We start from the raw sequence: 21909 nt of genomic DNA on the forward strand, positions 1-21909 counted from the left end.
AAATTCCTCTTTTTTTTCGACAAAGTCTTCACCAGAAGTGGAAAAAAGTCGATATATAGGAGATTAAAAATTTCTAAAGATATCATCTATGAGTGGACCTAATAAGACAATAAGAAAAAAGCCCTAATCTTCACGAGGAAGTTTAGGGCAATCATCGATTTAATGTGGGAAAATCAGGATTTTCTGGCCGCCAATTCCGGCAGCAATTTCGGATTCATGATTCGAATGTAAGTCCCCTTCATGCCAAGCGACCGCGTCTCGATGACCCCGGCGCTCTCCAGCTTCCGAAGCGCATTCACGATGACCGACCTCGTTATTCCCGCTCTGTCCGCAACCTTCGAAGCGACGAGAAGGCCTTCTTTTCCTTCTAATTCCTCAAAAATCTGGTCGACTGCCTCCAATTCGCTGAAGGAAAGCGAACTAACCGCGATCGCGACGACCGTCTTGCTGCGAGATTCCAGCTCGGCTTCTTCCGCCCGTTCCCTCAAGATCTCCATGCCGATAATCGTCGAACCGTATTCCGCAAGAATGAGGTGATCGTCGCCGAAATGGCCGCCTTCGCGGGCAAGGACTATAGTCCCTAAACGGTCTCCTCCTCCAATAATTGGCACAATTGTCACATGCGTGCCCGCAAACGCGGCATCGACCGGCGCCAAGAGCGATTGTATGTCAACGTCGACCGCCGTCGTCTCGATTCGAAGCAGTCGAGCGTTCGTTTCGTTCGGAAAACGATAATCTTCCTGTCCTTCTTGCTTCAGCATCCATTCCTGAAAATGGGAAGGCAAGGCGGCCCCTAATAATTTTCCGCGCCTGCTGACGACGAACACGCCGCCCGTAAGCGTCCCCCGCAAGCCTTCGGCCATCTCCAGAAAGCTTAACGATTTCCCCGCGGCCTTCTGAAGCAGCGCGTTCAGCGTGCGGGTCTTTTCCAAAAGCGTCATGACTGCGTCCTCCTGCCTGACTTAAGCAACGGCTTTTACAATATATATTGGCTTAAATCGCGATTGCTCGCTATCGTGCCGAGCTTTTCCCGCACATACTCCGGCGTGATCTCCAGTCGTTCGAGCTGCAGCTCCGGCGCCTCGAAGGACAAATCCTCAAGCAGCTTCTCGAGCAGCGTATGAAGCCGCCGCGCGCCGATATTTTCGGTATTGCGGTTCACGTCCTGCGCCATATTCGCCAGCTCCGAGATCGCTTCCCGCGTGAATTCTACCTCGATCCCTTCGGTGCGCAGCAGGGCCGCATATTGCTTTGTCAACGCATTCTCCGGCTCCGTCAGGATTCGTACGAAGTCTTCGTCCGTCAAGCTGCTGAGCTCGACGCGGATCGGAAAGCGCCCTTGGAGCTCCGGAATCAGGTCCGACGGCTTCGCGACATGGAAGGCGCCCGCTGCAATGAACAAAATATAATCCGTCTTGACTGGACCGTACTTGGTCACGACGGTCGAGCCTTCGACGATCGGCAAGATGTCGCGCTGCACTCCCTCACGCGACACGTCAGGCCCCTGCCCGCGGCCGTTGCTGGCGATCTTGTCGATCTCGTCCAGGAAAATAATGCCCGATTGTTCGGCGCGCCGAACCGACTCGGAGACGACCTCGTCCATGTCGATCAATTTGCCCGCTTCTTCCTGAACGAGCACCTTGCGGGCGTCCCGAACGGGCAGCTTGCGCTTTTTGCGTTTTTTAGGCATGAACTGGCTCAGCATTTCCTGCATGTTTTGGCCCATTTGCTCTTGTCCGGGACCGGAAAACAAATCCATCATCGAAGGCGTCTGGTCTTCGACCTCGACCTCGACAAGCTCGTTTTCCAGCTTTCCCTCTTCGAGCTTGGTTAAAAGTTCGGCACGCTTGGAGACTAGATCCGGGTCGACCGGTTCGGGTTCCTCGGCCTGCGCGTTCGCATTGCCGCCGAAAAGCATCTCCAGCGGATTGCGCTGCGACTTCGCCTTGGCCGGAGAAGGCGCGAGCAATGCGGCTAAACGTTCATTGGCCGCGCGGACGGCTTTATCCTTCACCTTTTCCGTCCGTTCTTCCTTCACCATGCGGATCGAGGTTTCGACGAGATCCCGAATCATCGATTCGACGTCGCGCCCTACGTAGCCGACTTCGGTAAACTTCGTCGCTTCAAGCTTGATAAATGGCGCATGAACGAGTTTCGCAAGCCTGCGGGCGATTTCTGTCTTCCCGACGCCTGTCGGTCCGATCATCAATATGTTTTTAGGCACGACCTCGTCTCGCATCTCGTCGGGGAGTCTGCTGCGGCGATACCGGTTGCGCAGCGCCACGGCTACCGAACGCTTGGCGGGTTTTTGACCGACGATATATTTATCCAGCTCGGCCACGATCTGGCGCGGGGTGAGTTGATCGTTCATCGCTATCCCTCCACTTATCCGATTCAAATCTCTTCGACGACGAGATTGTCGTTCGTGAATACGCAGATCTCGGAAGCGATCTGCAGCGAGTTTCTTGCTATCTCAGCGGCAGTAAGCTGCGGCGCATGGCGCTTCAATGCTCGGGCTGCGGAAAGGGCAAAGCTGCCGCCCGATCCGATCGCGAGGATCCCGTCGTCGGGCTCGATGACCTCGCCGTTCCCGGACAGCAGGAGCATGCCTGTAGCGTCTACGACGAGCAGCATCGCCTCGAGCCGGCGCAGAACGCGATCCGATCGCCAGTCTTTGGCGAGCTCGACGGCGGCCCGCTGCAGGTTGCCGTGATGCTCTTCCAACTTGCCTTCGAACTTTTCGAACAACGTAATCGCGTCCGCGACCGATCCCGCAAATCCGGCAAGCACCTGGCCGCGATACAGACGGCGCACCTTTTTGGCCGAAGCCTTCATCACCATGCTATTGCCGAACGTGACCTGACCGTCCCCAGCGATCGCGCCCTTCCCGTCGTGCCGGACGGCGCAAATCGTCGTCGCGTGAAAAGTTGCTTCCAAGCTAATTCCTCCCTGGTCTATCGCTATTGAATCATGCTTCGGTTCTTTGTCCGACATTGACCTTTTCAATAACCGGCATCTATTGCGCCAAAGAAGCGGTCAGCTCATCATGCGCTGCCGCTGCTTCGATTGCTTATCGCACTAAGAGCCCACCAACCGCGATTCCTCGGCGAATGCACGGACCGCCTCAAGCGCGCGTTCCGCGATCGCCTCGTTTTTCTCTTTCTTGCTCTTCACTTTCCTGCCGAGCGGCGGGAACAAGCCGAAGTTCGCGTTCATCGGCTGGAAATGGCGAAAATCGGCCGTCGTAATGTAATGGGCCATGCTGCCAAGCGTCGTGTGCTCGGGCAGCGTCACCGGCGCCAGACCGCGTGCGAGTCGGCCCGCGTTCAACCCTGCGATCAAACCGGAGGCCGCCGATTCGACGTAGCCCTCGACGCCCGTCATCTGTCCAGCGAAAAAGAGCGAATCTCTTTCCCGATATTGATAGGTAGGCCGCAACAGCTTCGGAGAATTGATGAACGTATTGCGATGCATGACGCCGTAACGCACGAATTCCGCATTTTCGAGACCGGGGATCAACGAGAACACGCGCTTCTGTTCGCCCCATTTGAGATGGGTCTGGAAGCCGACCAGATTAAACAGCGTGCCTGCCGCATTATCCTGCCGCAGTTGTATGACCGCGTGCGGCAGCTTGCCGGTCCGCGGATCGACAAGGCCTACAGGCTTCATCGGGCCGAACAGCACCGTCTGCTTGCCGCGGCCCGCCATTACTTCGATGGGCATGCAGCCTTCGAAGTACATTTCCTTCTCGAAGTCTTTGATCTCGGCCGTCTCGGCGGTCGTGAGCGCCTCATAAAATGCGTCGAATTGCTCCTCGGTCATCGGGCAGTTCAAATACGCCGCTTCGCCTTTGTCGTACCGCGATGCGAGGAAGACTTTGTCCATGTCGATCGAGTCTTTCTCGACGATCGGCGCCGCCGCGTCGTAGAAATAAAAATATTCTTCGCCGAACAAGTCCTTGATCTGCGCCGACAATTCCGGAGAGGTCAGCGGACCGGTCGCGATGACGACGATCCCGTCCTGCGGAATCGAGGATAGCTCTTCGTTGACGACGGTGACGAGCGGATGCTCGCGCAAGCGGCTCGTTACTTCGCCGGAAAAGCCTTCGCGGTCGACGGCAAGGGCGCCGCCAGCAGGCACGGCATGGCGATCCGCCGACGATAGGATAAGCGACTGCAGCAGTCTCATTTCTTCTTTAAGTACCCCGACCGCATTGGTCAGGCCGTTGGCTCTTAAGCTATTGCTGCATACGAGCTCCGCGAACCGGTCCGTATGGTGGGCCGGCGTTTTGCGAACGGGTCTCATCTCGTACAGCTTAACCGGCACGCCTTGGGAAGCGATCTGCCAAGCCGCTTCGCTGCCTGCAAGTCCTGCCCCTACCACCGTTACGGCTGGATATGTATTCACGATCAGTTGCCTCCTGCCCTGCAAATGCATTCGGCTCTCTCGATCGCAAGTCGCGCTTGCGATCTGGAGAGCCGCCTATTTTTTAGTCGAACGCTTCTTCGAGTTCTGCGGCTTCTTCCTGATGCGTGCACGCGGTGCAATGCCATTCTGTCTGGCCTCGCACGCGTTTTTCCACCATCATGCCTCCGCAATCGGGACAAGGTTTCGGTACCGGTTTGTCCCAAGAGACGAAGTCGCATTCCGGATACTTGTCGCAGCCGTAGAACATGCGTCCCTTCTTACTGCGCCGCTCGACGACCTGCCCGCTCTTGCACTTCGGGCAAGTGACGCCCGTTGCCTTGACGATCGGCTTCGTATTGCGGCATTCGGGAAACCCCGAACAAGCTAGGAACTTGCCGAATCTGCCCATTTTGTAAACCATCTGGCTGCCGCATTTCTCGCAGATCTCGTCAGATGGCTCGTCTTTGATTTCAATTTCTTTCATTTCTTCCTCGGCCACTTCAAGCCGCTTCTCGAACGACTTGTAAAATTCGCCGATGACGTCGACCCAATCTTCTTTGCCGTCTTCGACATGGTCGAGGTCGCCTTCCATATGCGCAGTGAATTCGGCATCCAGGATTTCGGGGAAAAACTCCTCCATGAGCTGAATGACGAGTTCCCCGAGCTCGGTCGGGAAAAACTTCTTCTCCTCGATGGCGACATAATTACGTTTTTGAATCGTCTCGAGGGTCGGCGCGTACGTGCTCGGACGGCCGATGCCGAGTTCCTCAAGCGACCGGACCAGGCGCGCTTCCGTATAACGCGGAGGCGGCTGGGTGAAGTGCTGCTTCGGCTCGACAGACTCCGTCAGCACTTTGTCTCCGGTCGTCAGCGCAGGCAGCAGTCGCTCCTCGTCGGGCGTGTCGTCATCGCTGCCTTCAACGTATACCTTCATAAATCCGGCGAATTTAAGCTTCGAGCCGGCCGCTCGGAATGTCGCTTCTCCGCTCGCCAGGTCGACCGTCATCGTGTCGAGCACGGCGGAAGACATCTGGCTCGCGACGAAGCGCTCCCATACGAGCTTGTAGAGCCGAAGCTGATCGCGAGACAGATACTGCTTCACCTCTTCGGGCGTTCGCAGAACGGAAGTCGGCCTGATCGCCTCATGCGCGTCTTGCGCGTTGGCATTCTTTTTTAAATAGACGCGCGGCGTTTCCGGGTAGAAGCTCGCCCCGTACTTTTCCTCGATGAAGCCCTTGGCTTCCTCTTGCGCGATCGGCGAGATACGCGTCGAGTCCGTACGCATGTACGTAATAAGACCGACCGTACCTTCGGCGCCGATATCGACGCCTTCATACAGCTGCTGAGCGACCTGCATCGTTTTGGAAGCGCGGAAGTTCAGCTTTCGTGCCGCTTCTTGCTGCAAGGAGCTCGTAATAAACGGCGGCGACGGGTTGCGCTGCCTTTCCTTTTCCTTGATCTCGCCGACGGTAAAAGGACGATCGCCGATTTTTTCAAGTACTTTGTTGACGTCCGCTTCGGTGTGAAGCTCGCTCTTGTCGCCGGCCAGCGAATGGAACTTCGCTTCGAACGCAGACGCCCCCTGCTTCAAGTGAGCGGTGATGCTCCAATATTCGACGGGCTCGAATACTTTGATTTCGTTTTCCCGGTCCATGATCAGCTTGACCGCAACCGATTGAACGCGGCCTGCGCTCAAGCCTTTTTTCACTTTTTTCCAAAGCAGCGGGCTGATCTTGTAGCCGACCAGTCGATCGAGTACGCGCCGGGCTTGCTGCGCGTTGACAAGATCCATGTTGATCGGGCGAGGCGTCTTGAATGCGTCTTTGACGGCCTGCTTCGTAATCTCATTAAATACGACGCGGCAAGCGTCCTTTTCGTTCAACTCCAAATAATGGGCAAGGTGCCATGCGATCGCTTCGCCTTCGCGATCGGGGTCGGCCGCGAGATAGACGCGCTTTACCCGCTTGCTGGCGTCCTTAAGCTCTTTGAGGACGCTCCCCTTGCCTCTGATCGTTATATATTTCGGTTGAAAATCGTTTTCCACTTCCACGCCGATCTGGCTTTTCGGTAAATCGCGGATGTGCCCCATGGATGCCTTGACGATATACTTGCTGCCTAAGTACTTGCCGATCGTCTTGGCCTTGGCCGGGGATTCTACGATGACGAGTGAATCCGCCACGTCAAAACCTCCTCTCCTACGGTCAACGGGCCCCTGGCTGGACCGTCGTCCGCTGAAAATCCGGAATCGACGGGACGGCTCAAAGGGCTATATATACGGAACCGGGCTGCTGGTGTATTCGTTGCTTTATTTGTAAAGATATCAGAACCGCGTGTAAAAGTCCAAACGTGAGGCCGCTGCGATGACATAGCTCCTCCGCGGAAGCGGGCCCGTCGGCTAGCAGACGGAATATTCGCGCTTCCTGTTCCGTCAGCTCCGGCTCGCCGTACGAAGGCATTTCGGGAATCCGAACGCCGCCTAGATAGCGACGGTAATGCTTGATCACATCCTCCGCTTCAAGCACTTGGGCGGCCGCTCCGTCGCGAAGCAGCTCGAGCGTGCCGCGGCTTCTCGGCGAGCTGATCGGACCCGGCACTGCGTATACGTCTCGATTTTCCTTGATCGCTTCGTTCGCCGTAAGCAATGCCCCGCTGCGCGACGCCGCCTCTACTACGACTACCCCGAGCGACAACCCCGCGATGATTCGATTGCGCATCGGAAACATGCCGGGATGAATCGGGACGTCCGGCGGCGTCATCGAGACAATTAAGCCCTCTTCAACGATTCGCCTGTAGAGCACGCGGTTTTCGGGCGGGTAAACCACATCCGCCGGCGAGCCAAGCACCGCCACCGTCCCGCCGTTGCCGCGAAGCGCGCCGGCATGGGCGGCGGCATCGATGCCTTTGGCCATTCCGCTCGTTACCGCGAGCCCGGCATGACTGAATGCGGCCGATAAATCCTCGGCCGCCCGCTTGCCGTATATCGTCGCTTGCCGCGTGCCGACGACGGCAACCTGCGGTCTAGCAAGCAATTCCAATCGTCCAATATAATAGAGCACCCAAGGCGGTCTGTAAATATGCCGCAGCAAATCCGGATAGTCCGGATCCATTTCCGTTACGACGGATAGTCCTGTTTTCTCCCATCTGGCGCGGCGCTGTTCCATTCGTCGGCTTTCCAAGCTCGCGGCAATCGCCTCCGCGCGTCGGACGGATAGCCCCAATTCCCGCCATTCGGCGGGTCTTCGCAGCGCTGCGTCCTTTAGACCGTCTTTTGCCATAATCGTGTTGATCGTTTCCCAGCCGACGCCTTCCGTCTCGTGTAGCGCCGCCAACGTATCGCGCATCTGCTCGAGCAATTTCGGCACAACCTTCCTGTTTTTCAAAAAACAAACAGCCCTCCACGCTCCGTTCAGAGCGCGGAAGGCTGCCTGCCATCCGAAAAATCACGTATTTTGTCTAAAAATTAGCTCTTGCACTTTTCCAGCATGCCGCGTTCTTCGAGAACCGCGACCAAAGTAGCGCCCATGTCGGAAGGCGTCGGCGCAACTCGAATGCCGCATTCTTCAAGCACTTTGATCTTCTCGGCAGCGGTGCCTTTACCGCCGGAGATGATCGCGCCGGCATGGCCCATACGTTTGCCGGCAGGCGCCGTAGCGCCGCCGATGAAGCCGACGACAGGCTTGGTCATGTTGGCTTTGACCCACTCCGCCGCTTCTTCTTCGGCCGTGCCGCCGATCTCGCCGATCATGATGACCGCGTACGTATCCGGGTCTTCGTTAAACAGGTTCAAAATATCGATGAACTCGGAGCCTTTGACAGGGTCGCCGCCGATGCCGACCGCGGAAGATTGGCCGATTCCGCGCGTCGTTAGTTGATGCACGGCTTCATACGTCAGCGTGCCCGAACGGGATACGACGCCGACATGACCCTTCTTGTGAATGTAACCCGGCATGATGCCGATCTTGATCTCGTCCGGCGTGATGACGCCCGGGCAGTTCGGTCCGATCAGGCGGGTCTTCTTGCCCTCCATATAACGCTTAACCTTGACCATGTCGAGTACCGGGATGCCTTCGGTGATGCAGATGACAAGGTCCAGCTCCGCGTCGACCGCTTCGATGATCGAATCGGCAGCGAACGGAGGCGCAACGTAAATGACGGACGCGGTTGCGCCGGTCTTGGCGACGGCTTCCCGAACCGTGTTGAAAATCGGCAGCGTTACCTTCGTGCCGTTCTCCAGATCGAAATCGATCGTTTGGCCGCCCTTGCCCGGCGTAACGCCGCCGACCATTTGCGTGCCGTATTCGAGTGCGCCCTTGGCGTGGAACGCGCCAGTTGCCCCCGTGATGCCTTGGGTAATGACCTTCGTATTTTTATCGATCAAGATGCTCATGACTTCACACTCCCCGGTTCTCCCTGATTATTTCACCAGCGCGACGATCTTCTGGGCGCCGTCCGACATCGAATCCGCGGCCACGATATTGAGGCCGGAGTTGTTCAAAATTTCCTTGCCGAGCTTGACGTTCGTGCCTTCGAGGCGAACGACGAGCGGCTTGTCGAGACCCAGCTCGCGCGCAGCGGCAACGACGCCTTCGGCGATGATGTCGCACTTCATGATGCCGCCGAAGATGTTGACGAAAATGCCCTTCACGTTCGCGTCGGACAGGATGATCTTGAATGCTTCGGTTACTTTTTCTTTCGTGGCGCCGCCGCCGACGTCGAGGAAGTTGGCCGGCTCGCCGCCGAAATATTTGATAATGTCCATCGTAGCCATAGCAAGGCCCGCGCCGTTGACCATGCAACCGATGTTGCCGTCAAGCGCGATGTAGGACAGATCGTATTTGGAAGCTTGGATTTCCTTTTCGTCTTCTTCGTCCAGGTCGCGGAGCTCCACGATATCCTTGTGGCGGAACAGCGCGTTGGAATCGAAATTCAGCTTGGCGTCGAGGGCCATAACGTCGCCGCCCCCGGTGACGACCAGCGGATTGATCTCTGCGATGGAGCAATCCTTGTCCACGAACGCTTGGTAGAGCGAAAGCATGAACTTCGCCGCTTTGTTCACGAGCTCGTTCGGAATGTTGATGGCGTAAGCGATGCGGCGAGCCTGGAACGTCTGCAGGCCGATCGCCGGATCGACGATTTCCTTAATGATCTTCTCAGGGGAGTGCGCGGCGACTTCTTCGATCTCGGTGCCGCCTTCTTCGGAAGCCATCAGGACGACGCGGCCGGTGCCGCGGTCGACGACCAAGCCGACATAATATTCCTTTTTGATGTCGCAGCCTTCTTCGATCAGCAGGCGCTTGACTTCCTTGCCTTCCGGGCCAGTCTGGTGCGTGACCAGAACCTTGCCGAGAATGTCGGAGGCATATTGACGAACCTCGTCCAGGTTTTTGGCTACCTTGACGCCGCCGGCCTTGCCGCGTCCGCCGGCATGGATTTGCGCCTTGACGACCGAGACGGCCGTGCCGAGCTCTTCGGCAGCCTTGACCGCTTCGTCGACCGTAAACGCGACCTTGCCGCGAGGTACGGCGACGCCGTACTGTCTCAAGACTTCCTTGCCTTGATACTCATGAATATTCATGGCCCTGCATCCTCCCGTTTAAAACGCATCATAACAACCTTGTAGGCACTTCGTACAAGCACCAAACCTTACCCATTGTATCACTTTTCGTCTGGGCGTTCCTCTGTTTTTCATCAAATTTTTAGATGACTTTGGCAACGATTTCATCTAAAAAGGAGAATGAAAGGCCGTCAAATGAGCCGCACGATGTTTAACATGGCCCAATCGACAGGGGCGATATTCATCGATTCTGCCCATTGGTGCCTATCGGCTCGCCGACATGTCCGTAGTTGATTTCAGCTGCCCTAGTTGCCTGCGGCCGTTCGATCCGCCGCGTTCCTTTCGCCCCGCGAAGACGATTCCGGCTTGCCGCCGCCCTGTTTAACCTGCGTTTCTCGGATTATACCAGGCTCGTAGCCCGTCGTTTGTCTGTCCAGCGCACGGTACTGCACCGCCTCGGCGACATGTTCGAGCCGTACGGCATCGCAATCTTCGAGATCCGCGATCGTTCGGGACAACTTCAGGATGCGGTCGTGAGCGCGGTAGCTAAGGCCTAACCTGCTGTACATGCCGGTCAATAGCGCCTCCGCATCGCTCGCTAGCCTTGCGTGAACGGCCAACAATCGTCCAGACAGCTCGCTGTTCCACCGGATTCCGGCTTCGGCATAGCGGTGCTGCTGTCGCTCATAAGCGACGCTCAGCTTTTCCCTCGCCTCTTCGGACGACATTCCGCCGTTCCCGAAGCTGACGGGCTGTCTCGGAATCTCGACTTGGAGGTCGATCCGGTCGGCCAGCGGCCCGGACATCCTGGCGCGATATCGGGCGAGCGAGCCGGCCGAGCAGGTGCACGGCTGCTCGGTCTGGTCGCCGCCCCAGTAGCCGCAGGCGCACGGATTCATAGCGGCCGCCAGCATGAAGCTTGCGGGGAAACGCGTCACGCCGCGTGCGCGGCCGATCGTCACATGACGGTCTTCGAGCGGCTGTCGGAGCGACTCGAGCGCGCTTCGCCCGAATTCGGGCAATTCGTCCAAAAAGAGAACTCCGCGATGCGCGAGCGTCACTTCGCCCGGCTTGGGCACGGGCCCTCCGCCGATCAAGCCCGATGTCGACACCGTGTGATGCGGCGCACGAAATGGACGCGCCCGAATCAAGCCGGCTCGGGCACCCGGAAACTTCCCGCTTACGCTGTAGATCTTAGTCACCTCAAGCGCCTCTTCGTCCGCGAGCGGCGGCAGCAGCGATGGAAGTCTCCTGCAAAGCATCGTCTTTCCCGTGCCCGGAGGCCCTAGGAAAAGCAGGTTATGCATCCCGGCCGCGGCAATCAGGAGCGCCCGCTTGCCCTGCAGCTGGCCGGAAACGTCCGATAAATCGGGCGAGGCCCCCAAAGCAGGCTCTCCGATTTGCGCCGTCTCGATCGGCTGCGCCGAAGCGCCCGTCCCGCTTCGACCGCAAATCCAATCCGCCAGCGACGCGACCGATATGACCTCGATGCCTTCAATCAATCCGGCTTCATGAGCGCTAGCCGGCGGCACGTACACGCGTCGCAAACCGGCCGATCGGGCATTCTCGGCCATCGCCAGCACGCCCGGTACTGCCTTAACCTCCCCGTTCAACGACAATTCTCCGATAATCAGGGCGCCCTCCAGCTCATCCTGCGGCATCTGGCCGCTCGCGCAAAGAATGCCCGCGGCGATCGCCAAATCGAACGCGCTCCCTTGCTTGCGCATGTCCGCAGGCGCCAGATTGACCGTGATGCGATCAAGCGGAAACTTCATGCCGGCATTTTGAATGGCTGCCCTTGCGCGGTCGATCGATTCGCGAACGGCAGGATCGGGCAATCCGACCACGTTAACCTGGGGCAAACCTGCCGCGATGTCCACCTCGACCTCAATAAGCTTGCCTTCAACGCCGAGCACGATAGCGCTTAACAATTTGCAGTACATAAAAAATACACCTTCCCTCCGCAACGTAACTTCGTCGCCGGAGCAAGGTGCTTCCCTTCGTTCCGTATCCATTTTATTTCGTTATCGTTAAGTTTAATGACGTAACGGCCGTTTGTCAACCATCGCCAACGGAGTAGCCCGCGGTAGATTCCCGGCCTATATCCATCCTTGCCGATCAAGCTGCAGCGGTCAAAATGCCCCGATCAAATGACGCACTTCCTTGACTCTCCCCGCTTCGTCGTTCGTCACCGCCACGACGTCGAACCTTGTCCGCGTCCCTTCCAGCCCCGCGAACCGCAAATAGACCTGAGCCGTCGCGCGCACCTGCATGCACTTGCGGGGCGTGACGGCTTCGACGGCCGTTCCGAACCGGCCGTTTTCCTTTCGCGATCGGACTTCTACGATGACGGTAACGTCGCCGTCCGTCGCGACGATGTCCAGCTCCCCAGTGCGGCAGCGCCAGTTCCGTTCGCGTATGCGGTACCCGAGACGTTCCAAAAAGACGGCGGCTTCCGCTTCGGCGCTGTCCCCGCACATTTTACGTAGGTCCGGCCTCCGAATGCTCGACCTCGGATTACGCGTCAATTCGGTTGCCCTCCGTTCCTCAGTGACGCCCGCTTATCGGACCGGTAGACGAAGCTCAGCACTTCTGCGACCAGCTGGTACAGCTCCTGCGGGATTTCCTGCTCCAAGTCCAGCTTCGACAGCACTTCGACGAGCGAAGCATCCTCTTGGACGGGGACGCCGTTCTCCGCGGCGCGCTTCAATATCTCTTCGGCGACGGCGCCTTTGCCTTTGGCGACGACCACCGGCGCGGACCGAAGCTCCGGATTGTACTTCAGCGCGACTGCCTTGCGGGGAACGTAGCGTTCGCCTTCGACTGCATCCCTGGTTCCGTCAGGACGATCGGCCCCTCCCGCCTTCCGTCCGTTTCCCTTCGGCTGCTCCATACGTTTCCCACCTTGCTATATCCGTGTGCGGGCCGGTTAAGCCCGATAATCGATGCCTTTGTAAAGCTTGGCGGCATATGCGCCCCCGGGCGCTTGGCCTGCTTCGGGCGCGCTCGCCTCGGCTGCCGGCCGCTCCGGATAGGGGGCTGCAGTCAACGACATGAGCCGGTATCCCGCCGATCTAAGTCCATCGGCAGCTTCAGCCTTCGCATCCTCGATCAACTCCGCTACTTCGGGGTCGTCGTTCAACAATCGTAGCGAGACCGATCGATCGACGACCTGCACGTCGACGACGGTACGTCCCATATGCCGCATATCGAGATCGAACAGAAGCCTGCAATTGTCCGGATCCAACTCGCCGCGCCGCCCTCGCCGCGCTTCAATATGGACTTTGGCCGTCGTTTCTCCGTCCTGCCCCTTCATCGGAACGAACAAGGTCATATGACTCATCATCGCCGTATTCTGCCGCTCCGCCGAGAGAAGGAGCTGCTGTCCCGTAATTTGCTGGACGAGATTTTGCGCCGCTTCGCGCAGCGCCTGCGGAACATCGTCGCTTGCGGTCAGTCCGAGCAGCACGCTCTTTAACGAATCGGCCTGCCGCGCCGCTTCGTTCGACGTTTGGTCCGACCCGCTCGACAGGCCGGCCTGCAGCTCGCTCCAAGCTCCGCTTTTGAGCGCCGCATGCTCATGGTTCGCGCCAAGCGCGTTCAGCAGCTTGCCGATCCAAGACGGCTCCTTGTCCGCGCTCGTAACGGCGGACTTTTCGCCCGTAGCGCCGCTGCCATCCGTACGCAGGGGAGCCGACGAAGCTCCCGCATCGGTTCGACCTTTCCCGGATCCGACAACATCGTCGGCCTCATCCGGCGAGGTCCCCGCGCCTCGCAATCCTGACGCAGCCGTATCCGGCGTCCGCCGGCCCGGCGACACCGCTCCTTGCGCCGCGCCCTCGGGATCTGCCGCCGTCGAGGCGGGCTGTGGCATGACGCTCCAGCGGCCTACGGCCTCTTGGCGAGCTTCGGCTTGCTGTCCCGCCCTTGCGGGCTCTGCGAGCCCGCCGCGGCCGTTAGGCTGCCGCTCGATGCTAAGTGCCGGCTCCTGAACCGCCGCGCGATTGCCGCCTCCCGCTTTCTCGCCGGCGCGAGAAGCCAAGCCCTCGTCGGTCGCTGCCTGCCCGTCGACCAGCGCGGACACCTCTCTCAGCAGCGACAAGATTCGCCGAGCGGCTTCGGACGTTTCAAGCTTGACCGACGGGTCGGCAGCCGCCTGCCCCGCAAGCTCCGCCAGCGTCGACAGCTGTTCATGCAACGGCGGTCCGTACAGCGCCTGCTTAAGCGAGCCGATCGTCGTCTCGGTCGGCTGGAGTCCTCGCCTGAAGGCGACCCCAGCCGCATTCATCCACTCCTGCGCATCGGCACCAGGCGGCTTGGCCGTTGACGCCTGCGCGAACCAGTCGGCCGTATCGCGCGTGACGGGATATCCGTCGCGCGCGAGCCCGCGGAGCAGCTCGCGGCTCCACGGCTGCTCGGGCAGTCCGAAGGCTTTGACGCCTTCGCGGATCAGCGTCTCGTCGGCCGCATCCGCCTGCGCGGCATCCGCCAGCGGCCGCAAGGAGATCAACCCCGAGGACGAGTCCGGACGCACCTGCAGCAGCGTGCTCTGGCCGACGGACAAATCCGCCTCGAGCTTGGCTCTGACAGGCACGCCGTTGATGTTCATGAGCGCGTCCTGCCCGTCCAGCATCTCGATCAGCACGCCTCGCACGATCTGTCCGATCCGCAGTTCCAGCGCTTTGACGTCGGTCGGCTGGCTTTCCTTCATGAACGCCCGCATCAAAGAACCGATGTTCATGTCCAATTTGGCGCAGCTCCTTCCTCGAGTCTGCCCTCGGGCGGACTGAAGGTTATGTATTCGTTTATCGGTTGCGGCTCGTCAATCCGTTAAAAGAGCGTTTGCTGTTCCGCATCGTATTTCGTCAAAAACGACCTGCGATGCAGCGGCGTCGGCCCGAGCGCGAGCAGCGCTTCGCGATGAACCTTGGTCGCGTATCCCTTGTGGTCCTTGATGCCGTATCCGGCGTAATTCAAATCCCATATTTGTTCGCAAAGCCGATCCCGCGTCACCTTGGCGACGATCGAAGCAGCGCCGATCGATTGGCTTAGCATGTCTCCCTTGATGATTTTCGTTTGCGGGAGAGGCAAATCCACGGTCTCAGCGTCGATCAAAAGGTGATCCGACTTCGCCGCGAGCCCCTCGACCGCGAGCTTCATCGCCAGGCGCGAAGCCTGCCGGATATTGATCTTGTCGATCGTCTCTGCGTCGACGCGTCCGACCGACCAGGCGACCGCGTTCGCGAGAATGATGTCGTACAGCTCGTCCCGCTTTTTCTCGCTCAGCCGCTTGGAATCGTCGATCCCCTCGAGCATGAGGCCCGGCGGCATAATGACGGCCGCGGCGACCACGTCGCCGAACAAGCAGCCTCTGCCGACCTCGTCCACGCCGGCGATGGCCGTGGCGCCTTCGGTCCATAACGTTCGCTCATATGCTAATCTGTCGATTTCAATCGGTATCTCGGTTTTCAATTCCATCTCCGCCTTCGATGCCTGCGTTCGTATTTGTTCTGTCTTCTATTGTCCGTCAACTGCGTCGATCCGGCAACTGTTTTTCGCCATTCAATCGCTTCTATAAAAAAAGACCCGCCGACCGAAGTCGACGAGCCTTCAATTAATTACAGGCAATTCTAGCGAAATCCGACCCAGCTTGCCTGACCGCAAGTCCCGCAAGAGGACGCCGGCGGCCTTGTCGTAATCCACGTGCCCCCCGCTGCCGAGGCATCCCCTGCGCCGGCCGATATCCGCCAGCACTTCCGCTGCCGACGCCGTATCCGGGAGCTCTGCCGGGAGGGTAGCCAAGCCGTAACGTTCGACTAGCGTGTCCCGGTATTCGTCAGTCAAATAACGGATCAGCGTGCAGCCGACCTCGTCCACGTGAATCACTTCTTCTTTGATCGCGCCCGTAGCGGCCAACCTGAAGCCGACGTCGGCGTCCTCGAACTTCGGCCACAAGATACCCGGCGTGTCCAACAGCTCCAGTCCGCCGCCCGTTCGAATCCACTGCTGGCCCTTCGTGACGCCGGGCTTGTCGCCGGTCATCGCCGCGCTTCGTCCTGCCAGCTTGTTGATCAACGTTGACTTCCCTACGTTCGGAATGCCGACGATCAAAGCGCGGGCAGGCCTGGGCTTAAGGCCTTTGGCGATCTGCCGATCCGTCTTTTCCTTAAGCAGCGCCTGGACGCGAACCGCGATTTCCTTGACGCCCGTGCCGGTGCTTGAGTCAATTAGGAGCGCGCTATGGCCGAGCGCCTGGTAGTGAGCAAGCCATGCCGCGTTCGCGACCGGGTCGGCCAGGTCCGCCTTGTTCAGCAGAATGAGCCTCGGCTTGCCGCCCACGATCTCGTCGATCATCGGATTGCGGCTCGCTTCGGGGATGCGCGCGTCCAGCAGTTCGAATACGACGTCGATCAGTTTAAGCTTTTCTTCGATTTGCCTTTTGGCCCGGGTCATATGACCGGGGAACCATTGGATGGTCAAATGAAACGGCCTCCTTAAGTATGCGTCTCAGGCAGCGCCCGTTTGTCTATCCGGCAGCCGTCGCCGTCATCCAAGACGCATCGCGTCAAGTCCGGCTCAATACCCTTTGCCGATATATTTGAGCTTGTCGAGCGGCCAGAACACGAGCTCGGCCCGACCGACGACGCGATCGATCGGCACGTAGCCGATCATGCGGCTGTCTTTGCTGTTCGGACGGTTGTCGCCCATGACGTACAGCATGCCGTCCGGCACCTTGCCGTCCGGGAACGTCTCGTTCGGGAAGTCGCTGCTCCATTTTTCATCGTTGTACAGCTGACCGGACGCATGCATCTCTTCGTACGTAGCCTGCAAATACGGTTCCTTGATCTTCGTGCCGTTGACGTACACGTCGTCGCCTTGAACCTTGACGGTATCGCCGCCGACGGCGATGACCCGCTTGATATAGTCCCTGTGCTCGTCCGGCACGTGAAAGACGATGACTTCGCCGGCCCTCGGCTTGCGAATGTCGTACAAGGCCTTGTTCACGATGATGCGTTCGCCGTTCCAGAAGTTCGGCTGCATCGACTCGCCGTCGACGATGAACGGATTGAACAGCAGCCATCGAATCAAAACGACGAGCACGCCGGCGATCGCCAGCGCCTTGACCCATTCGACGGCTTCTTTGCCGGCTTTGGACTTACCGGCGCCGGGCGCGGGCGGAGGCGCCCCGTTCGCGCCGGGCTCCCCTGGGGAAGCTTCCGGAACGGACTGCCCGGAAGGCGAGCCGGGTACGGACGAATCGCCGAGCTCGGTCTCCGATTGCTCCCATTCATTCCGTTTGTCAGATTGATCCATAAGCTCGCCTCTTTTCTGCCTCAGCTAAGTATACCCGCGGGGTATGTATTCGCTTGCGCGAAGAACGCAAAAGAGGGCTTGAACGAGTGCCAAGCCCCCTTGCTTTTTCATTATCGAATTTCCTTGATGCGAGCTGCCTTGCCGCGCAGGTTGCGCAGGTAGTAAAGCTTCGCACGGCGAACCTTACCGCGGCGCGCCACTTCGATCTTCTCGATGCGGGGCGAGTGAACCGGGAAAGTACGCTCGACGCCGACGCCGTAGGAAATCTTGCGAACCGTAAAGGTCTCGCTGATCCCGCCGCCGCGACGCTTGATCACGACGCCTTCGAAAAGTTGTACCCGCTCGCGGGAACCCTCGACGACTTTAACGTGAACCTTCAGCGTGTCGCCAGGACGGAATGCCGGAATGTCCTTGCGCAGTTGCTCTTGGGTGATCGTTTGAATCAGACTCATGGGGGTGTCCCCTCCTTCCGCCATAGACGTTCGTGCCGCTCCCCGAATGTTCGTATCCGGATCTTAGCGCGCAGAGGACCGCCCGATTAATCATGCCTAACCTTGCGGCACGAGGCCGAACATAGGCTTCGACATACACAACATTTGAAATTCTACCACAAACGCCCGCCGCTTTCAAGTCCGAATTATGCCAGCAGACGGCAGGCTCCGCATCGCAGAGCAACGAAAGCCTTCAGCGAGCGTCGCTCTCGTCCCGCGCGTTAACAGCGCTCTCGAGCCATTTTTTCTCCTTGTCGGTCAGCTCCGCAAGGTCAAGCAGTTCCGGCCGGCGAGCATGCGTCCGCAGCAGCGACTGCTGCCTGCGCCATTTGTCGATCTCCGCATGATGGCCCGACAGCAGCACGTCCGGCACCTGGAGACCGCGGAAATTAACGGGACGCGTATAATGGGGGTATTCGAGCAGGCCGTCGCTGAACGAGTCGGTGACGGCGGAGCTCTCGTTGCCCAACACGCCGGGCAGCAGCCTGACGACGGCGTCCACGACGGTCATGGCGGGCAATTCTCCGCCCGTGAGCACGTAGTCCCCGATCGACAGCTCGTCCGTCACCAGATGACTGCGAATTCGCTCGTCGTAGCCCTCATAATGCCCGCATATAAAAATGAGATGCGCCTCGCGGGACAGCTCCTGCGCCTTCGCTTGCGTGAAGGTTTCCCCCTGCGGGCACATGAGAATGACGCGCGGCGAACGCGAGCCCTCGGCCTCCGCAGCAAGCACGCCGGCCTCGCCTTCGCTCCCGTCCGTCCAAACCGTCCGTCCAGTCACGGCCTCGACGGCCGCGAAAATCGGATCCGGCTTCAGCACCATGCCGCCCCCGCCCCCGTAAGGCGTGTCGTCGACGGTATTATGCTTGTTGTTGGCGTAGTCGCGAAAGTTCACCGTATTCAGAGAGACGAGCCCGCGATCGCGCGCTTTGCCCAAGATGCTGCTGCCGAACACGCCTTCGAACATCTCCGGGAAAAGCGTCAATACGTCTACGCGCATCGTCAGAGCAATCCTTCCATTAGATGAACTTTGACCTTGCGGGCGGCGACGTCGACTTCTTTGACGACCTCATCGATAAACGGCAGCAGCAGATCCCCGCCCTTCGGACGCTTGACGACCCAGACATCGTTCGCGCCGGGGGACAGAATCTCCTTGACGAACCCCAGCTCCTCGCCTTCCTCCGTGAAGACGGCGCAGCCGATAATATCGCTCAGATAGTATTCGTCTTCCTCCAGCTCCACGCGGTCTGCGGCTTCGACTTTCAGCTCCCAGCCCTTGTACTTCTCGACCTGGTTGATGTCGTCCCAGCCCTTGAGCCGCACCACGAACATGTTTTTTTGCTCGCGGGCGCTCACGACCTCGACCTCCGCAGGCTGCCCGCCGGCTTCCGGGTTCACGAGGAGCAGCTTGCTGCCCGCGCGGAACCTGACGTCGGGAAAGTCCGTCTGCGGCCACACCTTGATCTCGCCCCGCACGCCGTGCGTATTGACGATTTTGCCGACGTTCAGCAGTTGTTGCTCTGACAAGGGAACGCCCCCTTTTACGATAGAATATCCCGATGCGCTGCCTGCACATACGCCATCATTCAGCTCAAAAGGACGAAAAAGCCCGGTACGCTGTTCGCGCGCCCGGACTTCAGCTGCCTGCTATTCGGATACGATGTCCACGATGACGCGTTTGTGGGTCTTGACCGCGGCGGACGAGACGACCGTGCGCAGCGCCTTCGCGATCCGCCCCTGCTTGCCGATGACCTTGCCGACATCGCCGGGATGAACGGTAAGCTCGTACACCAGGCCTCGCGCGTCTTCCTTGACCTGAATTCGTACGTCTTCCGGATGATCCACCAATGCCTGTGCAATAACCCGTATGAGTTGTTCCATGGCCGTCAGCCTCCGGGAAATCCGACGTCTTACTTCGAGAGCTTGGATTCGTGGAACTTCTTCAGAACGCCAGCCTTGCTCAGGAGATTGCGGACCGTGTCGGACGCTTGCGCGCCGGATTGCAGCCACTTCAGTGCCTTCTCCTCGTCGATCTTCACTTCGGCCGGTTGAGCGACCGGGTTGTAGATGCCGATCTCCTCGATGAAGCGGCCGTCGCGCGGGGAGCGGGAATCAGCTACGACCACGCGGTAGAAAGGGGCTTTGTGAGCGCCCATACGCTTAAGACGAATGCGAGTTGCCATTTTAAACTTTCACCTCCTTAACGAGATCTCGATCCTTGCGAATTAGAAAGGAAACTTCATGCCCTTGCCGCCTTTGCCGCCGAGCAGATTCTTGAGGCCCTTCATCCCGCCCTTGGGTCCCTTCGGTCCCATCATGCCGGAGAATTGCTTCATCATCTTCTTCATGTCCTCGAACTGCTTGAGCAGCCGGTTCACGTCGGCGACGGTCGTGCCGCTGCCGGCCGCGATCCGCTTGCGCCTGCTGTAGTTGATCATGTCGGGCTTCTGCTTCTCCGCCTTCGTCATCGACTTGGCGATCGCCTCGGTGCGCGAGATCTGCTTTTCGTCGATCTTGAAGTTCGGATTGGCCTTCAGCTTGTTCATGCCAGGCATCATGTCGAGCAGCTGGTCGAGCGGCCCCATCTTGCGGACCTGCTCCATCTGCTCGAGGAAGTCGTCGAAGGTGAACTCGGCCGTGCGCATCTTGCGCTCGAGCTCCTTCGCCTTCTCCTCGTCGATGTTCGTCTGCGCCTTCTCGATGAGCGACAGCATGTCGCCCATACCGAGGATACGCGACGCCATCCGGTCGGGGTGGAACGCCTCGAGCTGGTCGATCTTCTCGCCCGTGGAGGCGAACTTGATCGGGCAGCCCGTGACCGCCTTGACCGACAGCGCGGCGCCGCCGCGGGTGTCGCCGTCGAGCTTGGTCAGCACGACGCCGGTCAGCGCGAGCTGCTCGTGGAAGCTCTTGGCCACGTTGACGGCCTCTTGGCCCGTCATGGCGTCGACGACCAGCAGCACTTCGTCCGGATTGACCGCCGCATGGATCTGCTTAATCTCTTCCATGAGCGCTTCGTCGATCTGCAGCCGGCCCGCGGTATCGATGAGCACGTAGTCGCGGCCCTCTTCCTTGGCGCGCGCCACGCCCTGGCGGGCGATCTCGACCGGACTGACCTGATCGCCCAGGGAGAACACCGGCACGTCGATCTGTCCGCCGAGCACCTCGAGCTGCTTGATCGCGGCGGGACGGTAGATGTCGCCCGCGACGAGCAGCGGCTTGTGGTTCTGCGACTGCAGCAGCTTGGCTAGCTTGCCGACGAGCGTCGTCTTGCCCGCCCCCTGCAGGCCGGCCATCAGGACGACCGTCGGCGGCCGGTTCGACTTCGCCAGCTTGGACTGGGTGCCGCCCATCAGCTCGATGAGTTCCTTGTGGACGATGTCGACCACGACCATGCCGGGCGTGAAGCTCTTGGTCACTTCCAGTCCGACGGCCTTCTCCTTCACCTTGGCGATGAAGTCCTTGACGACCTTGAAGTTGACGTCGGCCTCGAGCAGCGCCAGACGAACCTCGCGCATCGCCTCGTTGACGTCGTCCTCGGACAGCTTGCCCTTGCCCCGCAGCTTGCCGAACACGTTCTGAAGCCTTGTCGTCAAACCTTCGAATGCCATAAGCCGGTCCCTCCCTTCTTCAAAAATCTCGCATCTATTCGTTCAATCATATCATTAGTCGGGTTCGCGTTCAAAACTCGCCGTCTTCCGATCCGCGAAGACCTGCGGCCGTCCGGGCCAGCGCCTCGCGGTGCGGCTCCGGGAGCCCGCCGATCTGGCGGTCGAGCGCGTCCAGCCAGCCATGCAGCCGAACGTGCCGCGCCATGAGACCGAGCTTGTCCTCGTAGCCCTCAAGCGCCTGCTCCGCCCGCTTCAGATGCTCGTAGACCGCCTGCCGGCTGATCTCGAAGTCCGAAGCGATCTCGCCGAGCGAGAAATCGTCGTGGTAATAGAACTTCAGAAACGTCTGCTGCTTGTCGGTCAGCAGCGCCCCGTAAAAATCGAACAGCATGTTCATCCGGGTCGTCTTCGCGAGTGCGCGCTCTCCTTGCATCACGATCACTCCTATGCTGTCAAGGGAAACGACTTGACACGCCGCGTCCGAAAACTATCATAAGCTTTCGCCCGGACGTTGTCAAGGCAAATACCT

At 59.3% G+C, this 21909-nt stretch carries 22 protein-coding genes; all 22 read right to left on the minus strand.

The window, feature by feature from the left end; translation table 11 throughout:
* Nucleotides 1–173 precede the first annotated feature (173 nt).
* The 22 genes from codY to ylxM all read right to left on the minus strand — a co-directional run bounded on the left by codY (nt 174) and on the right by ylxM (nt 21813).
* A complete protein-coding gene (gene codY, locus BM235_RS27140) occupies nt 174–941 on the minus strand; it encodes a GTP-sensing pleiotropic transcriptional regulator CodY (protein ID WP_090117394.1) in 768 nt (255 codons plus the stop codon).
* A 35-nt stretch (nt 942–976) separates the two neighbouring features.
* Entirely contained in the window at nt 977–2371 is a 1395-nt protein-coding gene (gene hslU / locus BM235_RS27145) for an ATP-dependent protease ATPase subunit HslU (protein ID WP_090117395.1), read from the minus strand.
* Between the two features lie 23 nt (nt 2372–2394).
* On the minus strand, nt 2395–2937 hold the full coding sequence (gene hslV, locus BM235_RS27150; RefSeq protein ID WP_090117396.1) for an ATP-dependent protease subunit HslV: 543 nt from the start codon (nt 2935–2937) through the stop codon (nt 2395–2397).
* 141 nt (nt 2938–3078) lie between these two features.
* Nucleotides 3079–4407, minus strand: coding sequence for an FADH(2)-oxidizing methylenetetrahydrofolate--tRNA-(uracil(54)-C(5))-methyltransferase TrmFO (gene trmFO, locus BM235_RS27155; RefSeq protein WP_255374626.1), 1329 nt, complete (start codon nt 4405–4407; stop codon nt 3079–3081).
* A gap of 82 nt (nt 4408–4489) precedes the next feature.
* The gene (gene topA, locus BM235_RS27160) at nt 4490–6586 is read right to left on the minus strand and encodes a type I DNA topoisomerase (RefSeq protein WP_090117398.1); all 2097 of its coding nucleotides are present in this window, start codon (nt 6584–6586) and stop codon (nt 4490–4492) included.
* A 79-nt stretch (nt 6587–6665) separates the two neighbouring features.
* Nucleotides 6666–7787, minus strand: coding sequence for a DNA-processing protein DprA (gene dprA / locus BM235_RS27165; protein ID WP_255374627.1), 1122 nt, complete (start codon nt 7785–7787; stop codon nt 6666–6668).
* Nucleotides 7788–7867: 80 nt separating this feature from the next.
* Complete coding sequence (sucD, locus tag BM235_RS27170) at nt 7868–8794, minus strand: succinate--CoA ligase subunit alpha (RefSeq protein ID WP_090117399.1); 927 nt, start codon at nt 8792–8794, stop codon at nt 7868–7870.
* A 27-nt stretch (nt 8795–8821) separates the two neighbouring features.
* A complete protein-coding gene (gene sucC, locus BM235_RS27175) occupies nt 8822–9982 on the minus strand; it encodes an ADP-forming succinate--CoA ligase subunit beta (protein ID WP_090117400.1) in 1161 nt (386 codons plus the stop codon).
* A gap of 284 nt (nt 9983–10266) precedes the next feature.
* Nucleotides 10267–11904 (minus strand): YifB family Mg chelatase-like AAA ATPase, encoded by a 1638-nt coding sequence (locus BM235_RS27180; protein WP_090117401.1) that lies wholly within the window; start codon nt 11902–11904, stop codon nt 10267–10269.
* Between the two features lie 189 nt (nt 11905–12093).
* Nucleotides 12094–12441 carry a YraN family protein gene (locus BM235_RS27185; protein WP_090117402.1) on the minus strand — a complete coding sequence of 116 codons (348 nt, stop codon included), beginning with the start codon at nt 12439–12441 and terminating at the stop codon, nt 12094–12096.
* 44 nt (nt 12442–12485) lie between these two features.
* A complete protein-coding gene (locus BM235_RS27190; protein WP_090117403.1) occupies nt 12486–12854 on the minus strand; it encodes an EscU/YscU/HrcU family type III secretion system export apparatus switch protein in 369 nt (122 codons plus the stop codon).
* 36 nt (nt 12855–12890) lie between these two features.
* Nucleotides 12891–14708: a hypothetical protein gene (locus BM235_RS27195; RefSeq protein ID WP_090117404.1), complete on the minus strand. Its 1818-nt coding sequence runs from the start codon at nt 14706–14708 to the stop codon at nt 12891–12893.
* Between the two features lie 83 nt (nt 14709–14791).
* A complete protein-coding gene (locus BM235_RS27200) occupies nt 14792–15439 on the minus strand; it encodes a ribonuclease HII (protein WP_090117405.1) in 648 nt (215 codons plus the stop codon).
* Nucleotides 15440–15571: 132 nt separating this feature from the next.
* Nucleotides 15572–16441 (minus strand): ribosome biogenesis GTPase YlqF, encoded by an 870-nt coding sequence (gene ylqF, locus BM235_RS27205; RefSeq protein WP_090117406.1) that lies wholly within the window; start codon nt 16439–16441, stop codon nt 15572–15574.
* Nucleotides 16442–16537: 96 nt separating this feature from the next.
* A complete protein-coding gene (gene lepB / locus BM235_RS27210; RefSeq protein ID WP_090117407.1) occupies nt 16538–17275 on the minus strand; it encodes a signal peptidase I in 738 nt (245 codons plus the stop codon).
* Nucleotides 17276–17385: 110 nt separating this feature from the next.
* Nucleotides 17386–17727 carry a 50S ribosomal protein L19 gene (gene rplS / locus BM235_RS27215; protein ID WP_090117408.1) on the minus strand — a complete coding sequence of 114 codons (342 nt, stop codon included), beginning with the start codon at nt 17725–17727 and terminating at the stop codon, nt 17386–17388.
* Nucleotides 17728–17959: 232 nt separating this feature from the next.
* A complete protein-coding gene (gene trmD, locus BM235_RS27220; RefSeq protein WP_090117409.1) occupies nt 17960–18769 on the minus strand; it encodes a tRNA (guanosine(37)-N1)-methyltransferase TrmD in 810 nt (269 codons plus the stop codon).
* A gap of 2 nt (nt 18770–18771) precedes the next feature.
* Nucleotides 18772–19296, minus strand: coding sequence for a ribosome maturation factor RimM (gene rimM, locus BM235_RS27225; protein WP_090117410.1), 525 nt, complete (start codon nt 19294–19296; stop codon nt 18772–18774).
* Nucleotides 19297–19416: 120 nt separating this feature from the next.
* Complete coding sequence (locus BM235_RS27230) at nt 19417–19650, minus strand: KH domain-containing protein (RefSeq protein WP_090117411.1); 234 nt, start codon at nt 19648–19650, stop codon at nt 19417–19419.
* Nucleotides 19651–19679: 29 nt separating this feature from the next.
* Nucleotides 19680–19952: a 30S ribosomal protein S16 gene (rpsP, locus tag BM235_RS27235; RefSeq protein WP_090117412.1), complete on the minus strand. Its 273-nt coding sequence runs from the start codon at nt 19950–19952 to the stop codon at nt 19680–19682.
* Between the two features lie 42 nt (nt 19953–19994).
* On the minus strand, nt 19995–21380 hold the full coding sequence (gene ffh / locus BM235_RS27240) for a signal recognition particle protein (protein ID WP_090117413.1): 1386 nt from the start codon (nt 21378–21380) through the stop codon (nt 19995–19997).
* A 70-nt stretch (nt 21381–21450) separates the two neighbouring features.
* Entirely contained in the window at nt 21451–21813 is a 363-nt protein-coding gene (gene ylxM, locus BM235_RS27245) for a YlxM family DNA-binding protein (protein WP_090117414.1), read from the minus strand.
* Nucleotides 21814–21909 lie beyond the last annotated feature (96 nt).

The organism is Cohnella sp. OV330, assembly GCF_900112065.1.
Taxonomy (GTDB): domain Bacteria; phylum Bacillota; class Bacilli; order Paenibacillales; family Paenibacillaceae; genus Cohnella.